Genomic DNA, 20,191 nt, shown 5'->3' on the forward strand with positions numbered 1-20,191 from the left:
CCGGTGTTAGCCTGCATTCACCAGAGCGAATTCCCCTTTTGCGTAATCCCCGTACCGACGAGCCGTGGACGGAACACGGCCGAACGGGGCTGTTGTGCTGCGCCTTTTTCGGATTCCGGTGAATGCGGTGGGTGGGTTTTAGTGAATTCACAGTCATGGCGTGAAAAGGCCGGACGGCTCGCGCGCGAACACGGTGTGCGCTCCCTCCGGTGCGCCTTCTACGACGCCGGCGAACTCCACGTCGCCGAGGCGGGTGCGGAGCCCGGGCCGGCGCCCGCCGCGCCGTTCGCCTCGCTCACCAAGCTCTTCACCGCGACGCTGGCCATGCAGCTGGCCTTCGACGGCGACCTCGACCTGGACCTTCCGGTCGGCGAGTACCTGACCGAACCGCACTTCGCCGAGCTGACACTGACGACCCGTCACCTGCTCAGTCACTCCTCCGGGATGGTCTGCGACGGCCCCGGCGACGGCGGGCTGCGGGCCGCCGTCGCGGCCGGCCCGCTGTTCGCCCCCGGCACCGCGTTCTCGTACTCCAACGCCGGGTTCGCCCTGGCCGGAAAGGTCATCGAGGCCGCCGCCGGGGTGAGTTGGCGCAACGCCGTGACGGACTTCCTGCTCCGGCCGCTGGACATCGAGCCGGCCTTCCTGGCGGCCGACGAGATCCCCCGCGACCTCGCCCCCGCCGCCGCGATCGCGGGCACCGTCACCGACCTGGTCGCGTTCGCCCGGCTCCACCTGGACGACCGCGACGCCTCGCACGCCGCCCTGCTCGACCAGGAGGCCGTCCGGGAGCTGGCCGAACCGCCCTTCGACACCCTGCCGTTCGGCCTGGCCGACGGCTGGGGCCACGGCTGGGCCCGGTACGGCAACGGCGCCGACCGCTGGCTCGGTCTCGACGGCGTGGGCGCGGGCTCCACCTGCCACCTGCGGATCCAGCCGGAACGCGGCACCGTGATCGCCCTCCAGGCCGACTCCGCGGCCGGCCTCGGCGCCTGGCAGGACCTGCTGGCCGAGCTCCGGGCCGAGGGCGTGGACGTCGCCGGCTACGCGCCGGGCCCCGCCGCCGGCGCCGCGCAGGACCTGTCGGACCGCGTCGGGCAGTGGGCCAACGGCGAGACCGTGTACCGGATCCGCCCCGGCGCCGGCGCGGCGGGCGGCGCGCACCCCGGCGCCACCGTCCTGGTCGACGACGACGGGATGGAGTACGACCTGACCGGCCGAGGCGAGCGCTTCTTCGCCGCCCGGCACCCGCGGCTGCCCGAGGTGGAACACCTCGGCCGCTTCCTGCTCGACCCGGAGACCGGGCGCGCGGACCACATGCAGTTCGGCGGCCGCGTCCTGCGACGCGTCGCCTGAACAGGCTGGAGAGCGAACGTGACGATCACCAACGACAGTGTCCTGTCGCCGGCGCAGCAGCGCCTGTGGTTCCTGAACCGCTTCCAGGAGGGCGCCGCCGGCCACACCCACACGGTGGCGCTGCGGCTGGCCGGCGGCCTGGGTCCGGAGCAGCTGCGCGCCGCGCTGGACGCCCTGGTCCGGCGGCATCCGCTGCTGGGCACCGTGCACCGCGAGGCCGAGGGCCGCTGCCGCCCCGAACCCGCCCCCGACGGCGGGGCGTTCGCCGGGCTGCGGCCCGAGCCGGTCGCCCCCGAGGAGCTCGACGAGGCGCTGACCCGGGCGGCCGGCCAGGGCCTGGACCTCACCCGGGAGCCCCCGCTGCGGGCCCGGCTGCTGGCCACCGGCCCGGACGCCCACGTGCTGGTCCTGACGGTGCACGAGATCGCGGCCGACGAGCGCTCGCTCGCCGTGATCGTCGACGACCTGGCCCGGGCGTACGCGGCGGCCACCGACCCGGCCGCCCCCGGCGCGCCCGAGCCCGCCCCGCAGTACGCCGCGGCCGCCGCCGCCGACCGGGAGCTGAACGGCGCCCCCGAGCGGCCCACCGAGCACGCCGCGGCCGAACTCGCCCACTGGCGCGCCACCCTGGACGGCGCGCCGGCGCAGCTCGATCTGCCCGTCGACCGGCCGCGCCCGGCCGTCACCCGCTACGCCGCCGACGAGTACCGCAGCGAGCTGGACGGGCCGCTGGCCGCGGCCCTCGCCGACCTGGCCGCCGACTGCGGCACAGGCGTCGAGGCGGTGCTGCACGCCGCCGTCGTGGCGCTGCTCGGCCGCTTCGGCGCCGGCGCCGACGTCCCGCTGATCGGCAGCCTGCCCGGCCGCGACGACGCCCGGCGCGCCGCCGTGGTCGGCCCGCTGGCCAACCCGGTGGTGCTGCGGGTCGTCCGCCGCCCCGGCGCCTCCTTCCGCGAGCTGGTCGGCGACTGCGCGGCGGTCGCCGACACGGCCCGGCGCCACGGCGGCGTCCCGTTCGAGACCGTGGTCGGCGAGCTGCGGCCCGAGCGCGCGCTCAACCGCCACCCGCTGGCCCAGGTGGCCTTCGATCTCGCCGAGGACCTGCCGGCCCGGCTCGGCTTCGGCCCGCTCGACGCCCAGGTCGCCCAACTGCCGCGCCAGCAGTCCCCGTTCGACCTCCAGCTGCGCTTCCGCAGCGCGCCCGACGGTTCCGGGCTGCGGCTGGCCGCGACCTTCAGCACCGAGCTGTTCGACCCGGCGACCGTCCGGCGGCTCACCGACGCGCTGCCGCGCCTGCTGGCCGCCGCCGTCGCCGCGCCGGACGCCGACCCGGACGGCTACGAGGTGCTGGACCCGGCCGAGCGGCACGCCCTGCTGACCGCGTGGAACGCCACCGACCGGCCGGTGCCCGACGCCGACGTCTCCGCGCTGTTCCGGGCCCGGGCCGCCGCCCAGCCCGCGCGGACCGCCCTGATCGCCGGCGACACCGTGCTCAGCTACGCCGAACTCGACGACCGGGCCGAGCGGCTGGCCGGCGAGCTGCGCCGCCACGGCGCCGCCCCGGGCCGGCTCGTCGCCCTGGCGCTGCCGCGCTCCGCCGACCTCGTCGTCGCCCTGCTCGCGGTGGCCCGCACCGGCGCCGCCTACGTGCCGCTCGACCCCGACTACCCGGCCGACCGGATCGGCTACATCCTCGACCACGCCGCCCCCTCGGCGCTGGTCACCGACAGCGCGACGGCCGGGCGGCTGCCCGCCACCGCCGCACACCGGGTGCTGCTGGACGACGAGGAGGTGCGCGCCAGGCTGGCCACGGAGCCCGCCGGCCCGCAGGGCCCCGCCGCGACCGCCGCCGACCCGGCCTACGTCATCTACACCTCCGGCTCCACCGGCCGCCCCAAGGGCGTCGTCATCAGCCGCCACGCGCTGACCAACTTCCTGGTCTCGATGGCCGACCTCTTCCCGCTCGCGGCCGAGGACGTCTGGACCTCCGTCACCACGATCGCCTTCGACATCGCCGCCCTGGAGATCTACCTGCCGCTGGTCGGCGGCGCCACCGTGGTCCTCGCCGACCGCGCGACCGTCACCGACCCCGCCGGGCTGGGCGCCCTGGTCGGCCGCACCGGCACCACGATCATGCAGGCCACCCCCAGCCTCTGGCAGGCCCTGTGCGACGAGGTCCCGCAGGCGCTGAGCGGCCTGCGGATGCTGGTCGGCGGGGAGGCCCTGCCGGCCGCCCTCGCCGAGCGGATGCGCGCGCTCGGCAGCGAGGTCACCAACCTGTACGGGCCCACCGAGACCACCATCTGGTCCACCGCCGCCCGCCTGGACGACCGCCCCGGCGCGCCGACCATCGGCCGGCCGATCGGCAACACCCGGGTCCGGGTCCTCGACGAGGCGCTGCGCCTGGTGCCGATCGGCGCCGCCGGCGAGCTGTACATCGCCGGGGACGGCGTCGGCACCGGCTACCTGCACCGCGAGGACCTCACCCGGGACCGCTTCCTGCCCGACCCGTACGGCGCCGAGGGCGAGCGCATGTACCGCACCGGCGACATCGTCCGCTGGGCCGCCGACGGCAACCTGGAGTACGTCGGCCGCGCCGACTTCCAGCTGAAGGTCCGCGGCTTCCGGATCGAGCCCGGCGAGATCGACGCCGTCCTGGAGCAGCACCCCGCGGTGGCCCGCGCCGTCACCGTCGCCCGCGAGTACGCGGCCGGCGACACCCGGCTGGTCTCCTACGTGGTGCCGGCCGGCGAGGGCGTCGCCGACCCGGCCGGACTGCGCGCGCACGCCGCCGCCACGCTGCCCGGCTACATGGTCCCGGCCGTGGTGGTGCCGATCCCCGAGATCCCGCTGACCCCCAACGGCAAGACCGACCGGGCCGCGCTCCCGGACCCGGGCACCGCCGCGACCGGCAGCGGGCACGGGCCGCGCAGCGCCCGCGAGGAGCAGCTCTGCGACCTGTTCTGCGAGGTGCTCGGCGTCGCCTCGATCGGCGTCGACGACAGCTTCTTCGACCTCGGCGGCCACTCCCTGCTCGCCACCCGGCTGATCGGGCGCATCCGCTCGGTGCTGGACGTCGAGGTGCCGATCCGCACCCTGTTCGAGTCGCCCACCGTCGCCGGGCTGGCCGGCCGGCTGGGCAGCGAGCCCGCCCGCCGGGCCGGGCTGGTGCCGGTCGACCGGGACCGGCCGCTGCCGCTCTCCTACGGCCAGCAGCGGCTCTGGTTCCTGTACGACTACGAGTCCCAGGGCACCGAGTACAACTCGCCGCTCGGCCTGCGGCTGACCGGACCGCTCGACCGGGACGCCCTCGGGCGCGCCGTCGACGCCCTGGTGGCCCGGCACGAGGCGCTGCGCACCACCTTCGCCACCGAGGGCGGCCAGGGCGTGCAGGTCGTCCACGCCCCGGCCCACCGGCCGGTGCGCTTCACCGACCTCGCGGCCGAGGGGCGCGTCGACGACCTGGACCAGCTGCTGCGCACCGAGCTGAGCCGCTCCTTCGACCTGCGCGGCGGCCCGCTGCTGCGCCCCTGGCTGATCCGGCTGGCCGACGCCGAGCACCTGCTCGTCCTCGACATGCACCACGTCGTCACCGACGGCTGGTCCAAGGAGGTGATGGCCCGCGAGCTCGTCGCCCTGCTCGGCCAGGAGGCCACCGGCCGGCCCGCCGCGCTGAGCGAACTGCCCCTGCAGTACGCCGACTTCGCCGTGCACCAGCACGGCGAGCGGGGCGCCCGGGAGGCCGCCGACCTCGACTACTGGAAGCGCCGGCTGGACGGCGTGGTGCCGCTGGAGCTGCCGACCGACCGGCCCCGGCCCGCCACCCGCGCCACCCGGGGCGCCGGCCACTCCTTCGAGCTGAGCCCCGAGCTGGTGGCCGCCCTCACCCGGCTCTGCCGCCGGGAGGGCGTCACCCTGTTCACCGTCCTCACGGCGGGCGTCCAGCTGCTGCTGTCCCGGTACGCGCGCCAGCGCGACGTCGCGGTGGGCACCATCGTCTCCGGCCGCGAGCACAGCGAACTGGAGGACGTGCTCGGCTTCTTCGTCAACACGCTGGTGCTGCGCGCCCGGACCACCCCCGACACGACCGTCGGGGCCTTCCTGGCCGACGTCCGGCAGGGCGTGCTGGAGGCCTTCACCCACCAGCACCTGCCGTACGACCGGCTGATCGACGAGCTCAAGCCGGACCGCGACCCCAGCCGCACCCCGCTGATCCAGGCCGCGCTGATGCTCAAGCGGGCCCAGGACACGCTGCCCGGCCCGGACGGCCTGCGGGTCGAGGAGAGCGCCCTGCCGCGGATGCACGCGCTGTTCGACATCGGCTTCGAGTTCGAGGAGCGCGACGGCCGGCTCGGCGGCCTGGTCGAGTACAGCACGGCGCTCTTCGACCCGGTGACCGTCGCCCGGATCGCCCGCCACCTCACGGTGCTGCTGGAGGGCATGGCGGCGGCCGACCCGGACCGGCTCGTCGACGAGCTGCCGCTGATGGACGAGGAGGAACGCCGGCTGGTCACCACCGGCTGGAACGCCACCGCGACCGGCGCCCGGTTCCACACCGCGACCATCCACGGGCTGGTCGCCGACCAGGCCCGGCGCACCCCGGACGCCGCGGCCGTCACCACCGAGGACCGCAGCCTGACCTTCGCCGAACTCGACGCGCTGACGGACGCGCTGGCCCACCGGCTGGCCGACCGCGGCGTCGGCCCGGGCACCGTCGTCGGCGTCCGCACCCGGCGCGCCGCCGAGATGACGATCGCCCAGCTCGCCGTGCTCAAGGCCGGCGCCGCCTACCTGCCGCTCGACCCGGAACTGCCCGACGACCGGACGGTCTACGTGCTCCAGGACGCCGGCGTGCCGGTGCTCCTCACCCAGCGGGACCTGCCCGGCCCCGAGGCGCCGGACGGCGTCGAGGTGCTGTACGTCGAGGACACCGGGCCCGGCACGCACGACGGGCCGCCCGAGGTCGCCGTCGGCCCGTCCGACCTCGCGTACGTGATCTACACCTCGGGCTCCACCGGCAAGGCCAAGGGCGTGCTGATCGAGCACCGCGGCGTGGTCAACCTGTGCGACTGGTACCGGGACTTCTTCGACGCCGGGCCCGGCGACCGGGCCACCCAGATGGTGCCGCCCGGCTTCGACCCGACGGTGCTGGAGCAGTGGGGCGCCCTCGCCTGCGGCGTGGAGATCCGGTTCGCCTCCGACCGCGTCCTGGAGGACCCGCACCTGCTCGCCGCCTGGATCGTCGAGGAGGGGATCACCCTCATCCTCATCCCGGCCCCGCGCCTGGAGGCCCTGCTCGACCAGCCCGCGCTGCACCAGGGCCGGGTGCGCCACATCCTCACCGGCGCCGACGTGGTGCGCCGCCGGCTGCCGCGCGGCTCGACGATGGCGCTGTCCAACCTGTACGGCCCGACCGAGACCACCGTGCTCACCACCGGCACGGTGCTGGAGGCGGAGGAGGACGCCCCGGACGGGCGGCTGCCCTCGATCGGCCGGCCCGTCGCCAACACCACCGGCTACGTGCTCGACGAGCACCGCGAGCCCGTCCCGGTGGGCGTGCCCGGCGAACTGTACGTCGGCGGCGCCGGGGTGGCCCGCGGCTACCTGGGCCGCCCGGAGCTCACCGAGGAGCGGTTCGTCCCGGACCACCTCGCCGCCACCGCCGGCGCGCGGCTCTACCGCACCGGCGACCTGGTCCGCTGGCTGCCCGACGGCACGCTCGAATTCCTCGGGCGGATCGACAACCAGGTCAAGGTGCGCGGCTACCGGATCGAGCTGGGCGAGATCGAGACCGCGCTGCTCGACGACGAGAGCGTCGAGCAGACCGCGGTGGTCGCCCGGACCGGACCGTCCGGGCAGACCGCGCTGACCGGCTACGTGGTGCCCGCGGACGGCACCGCCGACCCGGAGAAGATCCGGGCCCGGCTCGCCGAGCGGCTGCCCGGCTACATGGTCCCGCCGGTCGTCATCGTCCTGGACGCGTTCCCGATGACCACGAGCGGCAAGATCGACCGGCGGGCCCTGCCGGAGCCGGAGGAGCAGCGGCCGGCCGCCGAGCCCACCGCGCCCCGGGACGAGACCGAGGCGGCGCTGGCCGGGATCTGGGCCGAGGTGCTGGGCGTGCCCGTCGTGGGGGCCGAGGACAACGTCTTCGACCACGGCGCCAACTCGGTGCTCACCCTCCAGGTCACCGCCCGGATCCGGGAGGTGTTCGGCGTCGGGGTCTCGGCCCGGCACGTGTTCGCCGCCCGCACCGTGGCGGCCCTCGCGGACCAGGTCCGCAAGCAAGTACTCGAAGACGTGCGCCGGACACCGGCGGACCGGACGACGACGCGCGGTGGCGCGCGGGGGAGCAACCGATGACAGACCAGCGACACAGCGAGGGCCAGGACGCCGACGAGATCCTGCGGCAGCGGCTGGCGGCCGCCGGCGGCGGCGACCGCGACGCGATCCGGCCCGGCGGCGACGGCCCGGCCCCGCTCTCCTTCGGCCAGGAACGCCTCTGGTTCCTCCAGGAGTTCGAGACCGACGCGGTCGAGTACACCACCTCCTTCGGCCTCCGGCTGCGCGGCGGCCTCGACCTGGCCGCGCTGCGCACCGCGCTGACCGGCCTGGTCGAGCGGCACGAGCCGCTGCGCACCGTCTTCACCACCGAGGACGGCGTGGCCCGCCAGGAGGTCCGGCCCGCCTACGCCCCGGACACCGAGCCGGTGGACCTGAGCGCGCTGGGCGCCGAGGAGCGCGAGGCCGAGTTCGCCGCGCTGCTGCGCCGCGAACTCGCCACCCCCTTCGACCTCGCCAGCGGCCCGCTGCTGCGCTCCACGGTCGTGCGGCACGGCCCGGACGACCACGCGCTCTTCCTCAACCTGCACCACATCGCCGCCGACGGCTGGTCCAAGGGCCTGCTGACCGGCGAGCTCGGCGAGCTCTACCGGGCCGCCGTCGAGGGCCGCCCGCACACCCTCGCCCCGCTGCCGGTCAGCTACCGCGACTACTCCCGCTGGCAGCGCGAGCGTTGCACCGAAGACCGTCTGGCCGGGCAACTGGACTACTGGCGCGACGAGTTGGCGGACATCCAGCCGCTGGAGCTGCCCACCGACCGGCCCCGCCCGGCGGTGCGCACCACCGTCGGCGCCCTGCACACCTTCCAGGTCGACGCCGAGGTCGCCACCGGCCTCGACACGCTCGGCGCCGAACGCGGCACCACGCTCTTCGCCGTGCTCGCCGCCGCCACCCAGGTCCTGCTGGCCCGGCACACCGGCCAGCGCACCGTCGGCCTGGGCACCGTGTCGGTCGGCCGCGACCGCACCGAACTGGAGTCGCTGGTCGGCTTCTTCGTCAACACCCTGGTCCTGCACGGCCGGATCGACCTGGACGAGGACTTCGGCGACCTGCTGGAGCGCACCACCGACCAGCTCTGGGACGCCCTCAGCAACCAGGACGTCCCCTTCCACCGCCTGGTGGACGAGATCCAGCCCGAGCGCGACCCGAGCCGCACCCCGCTGGTGCAGGCCGCCCTCGTGCTCCAGAACGACCCCGGCGCCCTGCCCGACTTCGGCGGCCCGGCCGTCGAGGAGTTCCGCGCGCCCTCGGTGTCCTCCATCTTCGACCTGACGCTGGAGTTCACCCCGGCCGCCGACGGCACGCTGGGCGGGACGGTCGAGTACAACACCGACCTGTTCGACGCCTCGACCATCGACGCGCTCTGCACCCGGCTGCTGCTCCTGCTCGCGGGCGTCGCCGCCGACGCCGACCGCCCGGTCGGCGACCTGCCGCTGCTCGGCGCCGCCGAACTCGACACCGTCACCCGCGACTGGGCCGAGAACCGGGTGCCCTACCCGGCCGACCGGACCGTCCACGCGCTGGTCGCCGAGCAGGCCGCGGCCACCCCCGACGCCGTCGCCGTCACCGCCGCCGAAGGCGAGCTGACCTACCGTCAGCTCGACGAGCGGGCCGACCGGTTGGCCCGGCTGCTGCTCGACCACGGCGCCCGCCCCGGCCAGCACGTCGCGGTCTGCCTGCCCCGCGGCACCGGCCTGGTCGTCGCCCTGCTGGCCGTGCTCAAGGCCGGTTGCGCCTACGTCCCGCTGGACCCGGACTACCCGGCCGACCGGCTGGAGTTCATGCTCGCGGACACCGGGGCCGCGCTCTGCGTCACCGACCGGGAGCTGCTCGAACGGCTGCCCGACCTGGCCGTCCCGGCCCTGCTGCCCGCCGAGCGCACCGCCGAGCTGGCCGCCCTCCCGGCCGGGCCGCCGGCCGCCGACGCGGGGCCGCAGAGCGCCGCCTACGTCATCTACACCTCCGGCTCCACCGGCCGGCCCAAGGGCGTCGTGGTCGAGCACCGCTCCATCGTCCGGCTGGTCCACGGCGCCGACTACGCCCCGCTGGCGGCCGACGACGTGGTGGCGCAGGTCGCCGACGCCACCTTCGACGCGGCGACCTTCGAGTTCTGGGGCCCGCTGGTGGCCGGGGCGCGGATCGCCGTCATCACCAAGGACGTCCTGCTCGACCCGCCGGCCTTCGCCGCCGCGCTGCGCTCGACCGGCGCCACCGCGATGTTCCTCACCGCCGGCGTCTTCAACCAGGTCGTCGGCCTGGAGCCCACCGCCTTCGGCGGCATGCGCCACCTGGTGGTCGGCGGCGAGGCGCTCAACCCGCGCCGGATCGCCGAACTGCTGGCCGGCGGCGCCCCGCCGCAGCGGCTGGTCAACGGCTACGGCCCGACCGAGACCACCACCTTCGCCGTCTCCCACCTGATCCGCGAGACCGACGGCGTGCGCGCCATCCCGATCGGACGCCCGATCTCCAACACGGCGGTGTACGTCCTCGACGAGCGCCGCCGCCCCGTCCCGCCCGGCACGCCCGGCGAGCTGTGGATCGCCGGCCCCGGCGTCGCCCGCGGCTACCTGGGCCGCCCGGAGCTGACCGAGGAGCGCTTCCAGCCCTCGCCGTTCGCGGCGGAGCCCGGCGAGCGGATGTACCGCACCGGGGACGTGGTGCGCTGGGCCGACGGCCTGGTCGAGTACCTCGGCCGCGCCGACACCCAGGTCAAGGTCCGCGGCTACCGGATCGAGCCCGGCGAGGTCGAGGCCGTCCTGGAGGCCCACCCCGCGGTGGCCGAGGCCCTGGTGGTCGCGCTCGCGGACGGCGACCACAAGCGGCTGGTCGGCTACCTGCGGGCCGAGCCCGGCGCCGTCATCTCGCCGCAGGACCTGCGCGCCTTCGCCGAGCAGCGGCTGCCCTCCTACAGCGTCCCGACCGCCTTCGCCACCCTCGACGCCTTCCCGCTCACCTCCAACGGCAAGGTCGACGTCCGGGCCCTGCCGGCGCCGGACGCCCCGCTGGAGCGGGAGGACTACCGGGCCCCCGAGGACCCGGCCGAGCAGGCGCTCGCCGAGGTCTGGTCGGAGGTGCTCGGCATCGGCAAGGTCGGCGTCGACGACAACTTCTTCGAACTCGGCGGCGACTCCATCCTGAGCATCCAGGTGGTCGCCCGCGCCCGCCGGGCCGGACTCGTCATCACCTCGAAGGACATCTTCTCCCGGCAGTCGCTCGCCGACCTCGCCCGCGCCGCCCGCCCGGTGGAGGAGGCCCCGGTCGTCCAGGCCGACGCCGACGACCACGAGCCGGCCCCGCTCGGCCCCGTCCAGGAGTGGTTCTTCGCCCACCACACCCGCGGCGCCCACCACTTCAACCAGTCCGTGCTGATCACCCTGGACGGCGCGGTCGACGAGCCCGCGCTGGCCCGCGCCCTGGCCGGCCTCGTCCGCCGGCACGAGGCCCTGCGCACCCGCTTCGCCACCGGCCCCGACGGCCGGCGGGTCCAGACCGTCACCGCGCCGGACGCCGACGCCGTGCCGGCCGAGGCCCGGATCGAGCGGATCACCCTCGACCAGGCCGCCCCCGGGGAGCGCGCCGCCGCCATGCGCACCCTCGCCGAGGCCGCGCAGGCCTCGCTGGACCCGGCCGAAGGGCCGCTGGTGCGCACCCTGCTGTTCGACCACGGCGCCGGCGAGCCCGCGCGGCTGCTGGTCACCGTGCACCACCTCGCCGTGGACGGCGTCTCCTGGCGGATCCTCCTGGAGGACCTGGAGAGCGCCTACCGGCAGGCCGTCCGCGGCGAGGACGTCGACCTCGGCCCGGCCGGCACCTCGTACCGCGGCTGGGCGCGCCGCCTCGCCGCCTTCACCCGGGACGGCGGCCTGGACGGCGAACTGGCGCACTGGGCCCGCCCGGTGCCGGCCGGCTCCGCCGACCTGCCCACCGACCGGGAGGGCCGCAACAGCGTCGGCGACACCCGCGCCGTCTCGGCCGGCCTCGACGCCGAGCGCACCCGGCAACTGCTCCAGGACGTGCCCGCCGTCTACCGCACCCAGGTCAACGACGTCCTGCTGACCGCGCTCGGCCGCGCGCTCGCCCGCTTCACCGGCCGGGCCCGCACCCTGATCACCCTGGAGGGCCACGGCCGCGAGGAGATCCTGGAGGGCACCGACGTCTCCCGGACGGTCGGCTGGTTCACCTCGATCTTCCCGGTGCTGCTGGAGTCCCCGGCCGACCGCCCGCTCGGCCGGCTCATCCGCGACACCAAGGAACTGCTGCGCGCCGTGCCCGGCCGCGGCGCCGGCTACGGCCCGCTGCGCTACCTGCGCGGCGACCAGCCGCAGGCCGCCGCCCTGGCCGCGGCGCCGCAGCCCCAGGTCAGCTTCAACTACCTCGGCCAGTGGAGCGACGCCGCGGCCGGGAGCGAGCTGTTCCGCGCCGTCGAACCCGACTACGGCCTGGACCACCACCCGGACGAGGAGCGGCCGCACCTGCTGGACATCGTCGGCGAGGTCCGGCACGGCGTGCTGACCTTCGACTTCCACTACGCGCCGCAGCGCCACGACCAGGCCACCGTGCAGCGGCTCGCCGACGACTTCGCGGCGGCCCTGACCGAACTCGTCGAGCACTGCCTGACCCCCGGCGCCGGCGGCGCCACCCCCGGCGACTTCCCGCTGCTCACCCTCGACCAGGAGACCGTCGACCGGCTGGTGCCGGCCGGCTCCACCGTCGAGGACATCCACCCGCTGACCCCGATGCAGAGCGGGATGCTCTTCCACACCCTCAACCAGGACGGCGTCGGTGCCTACTCCGACCACGTCGCCTTCCGGCTGGAGGGCGTCCGCGACGTCGACGCGCTGGCCGCCGCCTGGCAGCACGTGGTCGACCGCACCCCCGCGCTGCGCACCCGGCTGGTCTGGGACGGCGTCCCCGAGCCCGTCCAGGTGGTCGAGCGCTCCGCCCGGCTGACCGTCCGCCGCCTCGACTGGACCGGCCTGCCCGCCGCCGAACTGGACCGCCGGCTCAAGGCGCTGATCGACGAGGAGCGCGCCACCGGCATCGAGCTGTCCCGGGCGCCGCTGATGCGCCTCGCCCTCGCCCGCGAGGACGAGCGGACCGTCCGCGTCGTGTGGACCTTCCACCACGCCGTCCTGGACGGCTGGAGCACCTCGCACCTGTTCGCCGACCTCTTCGCCGCCTACCAGGCGCTCACCGACGGCAGGGGCAAGGCCCCGGCGCTGCCCGAGCGCCGGCCGTTCCGCGACTACGTCGCCTGGCTGGCCCGGCAGGACAAGGACGCGGCCGCCGCCCACTGGAGCGCCCTGCTCGGCGACCTGGACGCGCCGACCCAGCTGCCCTTCGGCCGCTCGGTGCCCCAGGGCCACGAGTCCCAGTCCGCCGGGCAGGTCCGGGTGGGCCTGTCCGGCGCCGAGACCGACGCGCTGGTCGCGATGGTCCGCCGCCACCGGCTCACCCTCAACACCGCCGTCCAGGGCGCCTGGGCGATCCTGCTGGCCCGCCACTCCGGGCAGCGCGACGTCTGCTTCGGCACCACCGTGGCCGGCCGCCCGACCGAGCTGCCCGGCGCCGACACCATGGTCGGCAACCTGCTCAACACCCTGCCGCTGCGCACCGAGGTCGACCAGGACGCCCCGCTGGTGGAGTGGCTGGCGGCCCTCCAGGCCGAGCAGGCCGAATCCCGGCGCTTCGAGTACTCCTCGATCGCCGAGATCCAGCGCAGCAGCAAGGTCCCGCGCGGCAGCGCGCTGTTCCAGACCCTGGTGGTGTTCGAGAACTACCCGGGCAACGGGGCCGCCGCCGAACGCCACGGACTGCGGCTCAGCGACGTCCGCGCCGTCGACACCACCAGCTTCACGCTGGACCTCACCGCCTACGACGACGACGGCTCGCTGACCCTGCTGCTCTCCTACGACCCGGCGCTCTACGACCGCGCCCAGGCCGAGGTGCTGGCCGACCAGCTCGCCGTCCTGCTCGGCAGCATGCCCACCGCCCCCGGCCAGCGGGTCGGCGACGTCCCGATGCTGTCGCTGCGCGCCCGCGACCGCGTCCTGTACGAGTGGAACGACACCGGCACCCCGGGCGCCGACGCCTGCCTGCACGAGCTGATCGCCGAGCAGGCGCAGCAGACCCCGGACGCCGAGGCGGTGGTCTTCGAGGAGACCGTGCTGACCTACGCGGAACTGGAGGCCCGCGCCAACCGGCTGGCCCAGCACCTCGTCGGCCAGGGCATCGGCCCGGAGACCGTCGTCGCCATCTGCCTGGACCGCGGCCCGGACACCGTCGTCGCCGCCCTCGGCGTCCTCAAGGCCGGCGCCGCCTACCTGCCGCTGGACCCCACCCACCCCGCCGAGCGGCTGCGCCTGGTGCTGGACGACAGCGCCGCCGCGATGCTCGTCACCCAGCGGGACCTCGCCGAGCGGCTCCCGCTGTGCGACGCGACCGTGCTCTGCCTGGACGCCGACCGCGAGGAGATCGACAGCTGGCCCGCCGAGGCGCCCAGCACCGAGGTGACCCCGGACAACCTCGCCTACGTCATCTACACCTCCGGCTCCACCGGCAAGCCCAAGGGCGTCACGGTCGAGCACCGCAGCGTCGCCCGGGCCGCCGCGGCCTGGCGCGAGGCCTACCGGCTCGACCGCGGCCCCGTCCGCCAGCTCAACCTCGCCAGCATGGCCTTCGACGTCTTCGTCTCCGACCTGACGCACGCGCTGACCGCCGGCGGCGCCCTGGTGCTCTGCCCGAAGGACGCCACCACCGACCCGGTGCGCCTGCTCGACCTGATGGAGCGTCAGCGCGTCACCCACGTCGAGACGGTGCCCTCGCTGGCCAACGCGCTGGCCGACGAGGCCGCCCGCAGCGGCCGGGCCTTCCCGCCGCTGCGCTACCTGGCCGTCGGCTCGGACAACTGGCGCACCGACGACTGCCGGCGGCTGCTGAAGAGCGTCGCCCCCGGCACCGTCGTGCTCAACTCCTACGGCGTCACCGAGGCGACCGTCGAGTCCTCGTACTTCACCGTCACCCCGCAGAGCCTGCCGGACGTCGCGTCCGTGCCGATCGGCCGGCCCATCCCGGGCACCCGGATGTACGTCCTGGACGCGGACCTGGAACCGCTGCCGGTCGGCGTCGTCGGCGAGCTCTTCCTCGGCGGCACCGGCGTCACCCGGGGCTACCTGGGCCGCCCCGACCTCACCGAGGAGCGCTTCTCCGCCGACCCGTTCACGCCCCACCCCGACGGCCGGCTCTACCGCACCGGCGACCAGGCCCGCTTCCTGCCCACCGGCGACGTCGAGTTCCTCGGCCGCGGCGACGACCAGGTCAAGATCCGCGGGTTCCGGGTGGAACTCGCCGAGATCGAGGCCGTCCTGCGCCGCCACCCCGACGTCCTGGAGGCCGTCGCGGCGCTGCGCTCCGAGCCGGGCGCCGTCCTGACCGGGTACGTCGTGCCCCGGCCCGGCACCGCACCGGAGAGCGCCGAACTGCGCCGCTACCTGGAGGGCTCGCTGCCCCGCCACATGGTGCCGCAGGCCTTCGTCCGGCTCGACCGGCTGCCGCTGAACGCCAACGGCAAGGTGGACCGGCGGGCGCTGCCGGCCGCGGCCGCCGACGACCGCCCGGTCACCACCAGGACGGCCCCCCGCAACCCCGCCGAGCAGGCGCTCGCCGGGCTCTGGGCGGAGGTCTTCCGGGTGCCCGAGGTCGGCGTCGACGACAACTTCTTCGACCTGGGCGGTGACTCGATCCTGAGCATCCAGGTCGTCTCCCGGGCGCGGCAGTTGGGACTGCGCCTCAGCTCGCAGGACATCTTCAGCCACCAGACCATCGCCGGGATCGCCGCCGCGATCTCGACCCACGAACCCGAGGAGCCGGCCGGCGTGAACACCGAACCCGTCACCGGAAGGGCGCCGCTGACCCCGATCCAGCGCGCCTTCTTCCACCACCACACCGAGGCCCCCCAGCACAGCACCATGTCCGTGCTGGCCGAGCTGCGCGAACTCCCCGACGAGGCGCACCTGCGCACCGCGCTCGACGCGCTCCTCACCCACCACGACGCCCTGCGCACCCGCTTCCGCACCGTCTACGGCCGCTGGCAGCAGGAGATCGCCGCCCCCGGCGACGGCTGGCCGCTGGAGCGGCTGGACCTCACCCTGGAGGCCGACCCGGAGGGCGCGCTGCTGGCCGCCGCCACCGCCGCCCAGTCCGGCTTCGACCTGGCCGAGGGCCCGCTGGTGCGGGCCGTGCTGGCCGACCTCGGCGGCACCGCCGGCGCCCGGCTCTTCCTCACCGCCCACCACCTGGTGGTCGACGCGGTCTCCTGGCAGACCCTGCTCGGCGACCTGGAGACGGTCTACCGGCAGGCCGCCGAGGGCCGTCCGGTCGACCTCGGCCCGCGCGGCACCTCCTTCCTCGACTGGTCCCGCCGGCTCTCCGAGCACACCGCGGTCGGCGGCTTCGACGAGGAGCTGGACCACTGGTTCGCGGCCGGCCGCGCCGGCGGCGAGCCGCTGCCCGCCGACCTCACCGGCACCCCGACCGTCGCCACCGCCGCCGCCGTCCGGGTCGGCCTGGACGCGGAGAGCACCGACGCGCTGCTGCGCGAGGTCCCCGCGGTCTACCGCACCCAGGTCAACGACGTCCTGCTGACCGCGCTCGCCCGGGTGCTCGCCGACTGGACCGGCCGCTCCGCCGTCCTGGTGGACCTGGAGGGCCACGGCCGCGAGGAGATCTTCGACGACGTCGACCTGAGCCGCACCACCGGCTGGTTCACCACCTCCTTCCCGGTCGCCCTGGACACCGCCGACGGCGCCGACTGGGGCGCCCGGCTCCGCTCCGTCAAGGAGCAGCTGCGGGCCGTCCCCCAGCGCGGCATCGGCTACGGCGCGCTGCGCCACCTCAGCCCGGCCGGGGCGCCCGGCGAGCTGCTCGCCGAAGGCCCCCGCGCCCAGGTCGGCTTCAACTACCTCGGCCGGGTCGTCGACGGCCACGACGGCGGCCTGCTGCACGACGTGCGGCTCGGCTACGGCACCGAGCAGGCGCCCGGGGAACTGCTGGAGTACCCGCTCGACATCGTGGCGTACGTGCGCGACGGCAAGCTCGGCTTCGAGCTGTTCCACTCCACCGCGACCCACACCACCGAGACCGTCCAGCGGGTCGGCGACCAGCTGGTCGAGGCCCTGCGCGGGATCGTCGCGCACTGCCGCGAGGCCGGCGCCGCCGCCTCCGGGGCCACCCCCTCGGACTTCCCGCTCGCCCGGGTGGACCAGCCGCTGCTGGACGAGCTGACCGCCCTGGGCCGGATCGCCGACCTCTACCCGGCCACGCCGATGCAGCACGGCCTGCTGTTCCACAGCCTCACCGAGGAGGGCGAGGGCGTCTACCTCGGCCAGCTGTCCTTCCTGCTGGAGGGCGGCGTGGACGCGGACGCCTTCGCCGAGGCCTGGCAGCGCCTCGCCGACCGGACCCCGATGCTGCGCACCGCCTTCGCCCGGGTCGACACCGACCAGCCGCTCCAGGTGGTCCGCGAGCACGTCACCGTGCCCGTCGAGCGGCTGGACTGGAGCGCCCTGCCGGCGGCCGAGCGCGAGCAGCGGTTCGCCGCGTACCTCGCCGAGGACCGCACCCGCGGCATCGACCTGGCCGTGGCGCCGCTGATGCGCCTGGCCCTGATCGACGAGCCGGACGGCGCCCTGCGGGTCGTCTGGACCTCGCACCACCTGCTGCTGGACGGCTGGAGCAGCGCCGAACTGGTCTCCGAGGTGGTCGACGACTACCTCCGGCTCACCGGCCACGACCGGCCCGGCCCGGCCGCCCGCCGCCCGTTCCGCGACTACGTCGCCTGGCTCGGCGAGCAGGACCTGGCCGACGCCGAGCGCTACTGGCGCGGGCTGCTGGACGGCTTCACCGCCCCGACCGCGCTGCCGGCCGACCGGGCCGGCGAGGAGGCGGCCCGCCAGGGCAGCGAGGCGACCAGCGTCTTCCAGCTGGAGCCCGAGGTCTCCGAGCGGCTCGCCGAGGTCGCCCGGCGCCACCGGCTCACCACCAACACGCTCGCCCAGGGCGCCTGGGCGCTGACGCTCTCGCGCTACGCGGGGGAGCGGGAGGTCTGCTTCGGCTCGGCCGTCTCCGGCCGCCCCGCCGACCTGCCCGACGTCGAGTCGATGATCGGCCTGTTCATCAACAACCTGCCGGTGCGGGTCGAGGTCCGCCCCGAGCAGCCCGTCCTCGACTGGCTGGGCGACCTCCAGCGCGACCAGGTCCAGGCCCGCAGCTACGAGTACGTCTCGCTGGCCCAGATCCGCGGCTGGACCGGGCTGCCCGCCGGGGTCGACCTGTTCGACAGCTACGTGGTCGTCGAGAACTACCCCTTCGACGGCGAACTGGGCTCCGACCAGGGCATCCGGATCTGCGACGTGCGCTCCCAGGAGCCCACCAGCTACGCCATGGTGCTCGCGGTCTTCGCCGGCGAGCAGCTCTCCTTCCGGCTCGCCTACGACCCCGGGCTCTTCGACGCCGACACCGCCGACCGGGTCACCGGCGACCTGCGCGCCCTGCTGGAGGAGATCGCGGCCGAGCCCGAGCGCACCCTCGCCGAGCTGCGCGCGCTGGCCCCCGCCCACCGGGAGCGGCTGCTCACCGGCCACAACGAGACCGCCACCCCGCTCACCACCGACGCCCTGGTGCCCGAGCGGTTCGCCCGCCAGGCCGCCGCCACCCCGCAGGCCGTCGCCCTGGTCCACGGCGGCGAGCGGATCACCTTCGCCGAGCTGGACGAGCGGGCCAACCGGCTCGCCCACCACCTCGCCGACCGGGGCGTCGGCCCCGAGGTGCCGGTCGCGGTCTGCCTGCGGCGCGGCCCCGGCCTGATCACCGCGCTGCTCGCGGTGCTCAAGGCGGGCGGCGTCTACACCCCGCTGGACCCGGCCGCCCCGGCCGAGCGCCTGCGGCTGCTGGTCGAGGACGTCAAGCCCCGGGTGGTGATCGCCGACGAGGCCGCGAGCACCACGCTGGCGCTGCCCGCCGACGTCTCCCTGGTCGTCCCGGAGCGCGAGCGGGACGCGATCGCGGCCCGGCCCGCCACCGCCCCCGACCCGGACCTCGCCCCGGAGCACGCCGCCTACGTCATCCACACCTCCGGCTCCACCGGCAAGCCCAAGGGCGTGCTGGTCGAGCACGGCAGCCTGGCGAACCTGCTCGACAGCCACCTGCGGACCGTCTTCGAGCCGCTGCGCGAGGCCTGCGGCGACCGGCAGGTCCGGGTCGCCCACCTGGCGCCCGCGTCCTTCGACGCCTCCTGGAACCCGGTGCTGTGGATGGTCGCCGGCCACGAACTGCACCTGGTCGACGACGAGGTGCGGCGCGACGCGCACGCCCTGGTCGCCTACCGCGCCGAGCAGCGGATCGACTTCCTGCAGACCACCCCGTCCTGGTTCCGCCAGCTCGACGACGCCGGACTGCTCGCCCCCGGCAGCCACCCGCTGCGCGGCGCGGCGCTCGGCGGCGAGGCGATCGGCCAGGCCCAGTGGGACCGGCTGCGCGCCCAGTCCGACCTGATCGCCTACAACTTCTACGGGCCCACCGAGGCCACCGTGGACGCGCTGGTCTGCCGGGTCGCCGACAGCCCCCGGCCCGTCCTCGGCCTGCCCGTCCAGAACGTCCGGGCCTACGTCCTGGACCCGGAGCGCAACCTCGCCCCGGTCGGCGCGCCCGGCGAGCTGTACCTGGCCGGCGACGGCCTCGCCCGCGGCTACCTGGGCCGCCCCGACCTGACCGAACAGGCCTTCCTGGCCGCGCCGTTCGACCCCAAGGAGCGGCTGTACCGCACCGGCGACCGGGTCCGCCGGCTGTCCGACGGCCGGCTGGAGTTCCTCGGCCGGCTCGACGACCAGGTCAAGCTGCGCGGCTACCGGATCGAGCCGGGCGAGATCACCGCGGCCCTGGACGCCCACCCGGGCGTCGCCGAGTCCGTCGTCCTGGTCCGCGGCGAGGCCGAGCACGCCCGCCTGGTCGCCTACCTGCGGCCGGCCGCGGGCGGCGTCCCCGGCGCCGCCGAGCTCGCCGGCTACCTCGCCGAGCGGCTCCCGGCCCACCTGGTGCCGGCCGCCTTCGTCGAGGTGGAGGCCTTCCCGCTCACCCGGCACGGCAAGATCGACCGGGCCGCGCTGCCCGACCCCGCCGAGACGGTCGTCGAGGCCGCCGAGGAGTGGGTGGAGCCGCGCGACGAGACCGAGAAGCTGATCGCCGCGATCTGGTCCGAGACCCTGCACGTGGAGCGGGTCGGCGCGCACGACAGCTTCTTCGCCCTCGGCGGGCAGTCCCTGACCAGCGTGCAGGCGATCACCAGGATCAAGCAGACCTTCGGCATCCGGATCGCCTTCCGCAGCCTCCTGGAGAACCCCACCGTGGCGGGGGTGGCGCGACTCGTCGAGGACGCGCTGCTGGAGGAACTGGAGCGAGAGGCCGCGCGCCAGTCGGCGCCGGCGGCGGAGTAGGGGCA

3 protein-coding genes are annotated in these 20,191 nt (G+C 75.6%); all 3 read left to right on the forward strand.

Features of this window, described 5'->3' with window-relative positions:
• The first annotated feature begins 141 nt into the window (after nt 1-141).
• The 3 genes from OG556_RS25790 to OG556_RS25800 are packed head-to-tail and all read left to right on the forward strand — an operon-like array spanning nt 142 to nt 20,186.
• Nucleotides 142-1,356: a serine hydrolase domain-containing protein gene (locus tag OG556_RS25790; protein WP_371519817.1), complete on the forward strand. Its 1,215-nt coding sequence runs from the start codon at nt 142-144 to the stop codon at nt 1,354-1,356.
• An 18-nt stretch (nt 1,357-1,374) separates the two neighbouring features.
• Entirely contained in the window at nt 1,375-7,719 is a 6,345-nt protein-coding gene (locus tag OG556_RS25795) for an amino acid adenylation domain-containing protein (protein ID WP_371519820.1), read from the forward strand.
• Nucleotides 7,716-20,186, forward strand: coding sequence for an amino acid adenylation domain-containing protein (locus OG556_RS25800; protein WP_371519821.1), 12,471 nt, complete (start codon nt 7,716-7,718; stop codon nt 20,184-20,186). Before OG556_RS25795 ends, OG556_RS25800 begins: the two co-directional genes overlap by 4 nt.
• Nucleotides 20,187-20,191 lie beyond the last annotated feature (5 nt).

The organism is Kitasatospora sp. NBC_01300, from assembly GCF_041435235.1.
Taxonomy (GTDB): Bacteria; Actinomycetota; Actinomycetes; order Streptomycetales; family Streptomycetaceae; genus Kitasatospora.

Bases quoted from the DNA above. Each gene is read 5' to 3' on its own strand.
- OG556_RS25800 (WP_371519821.1), top strand. From the start codon at position 7,716: ATGACAGACCAGCGACACAGCGAGGGCCAGGACGCCGACGAGATCCTG.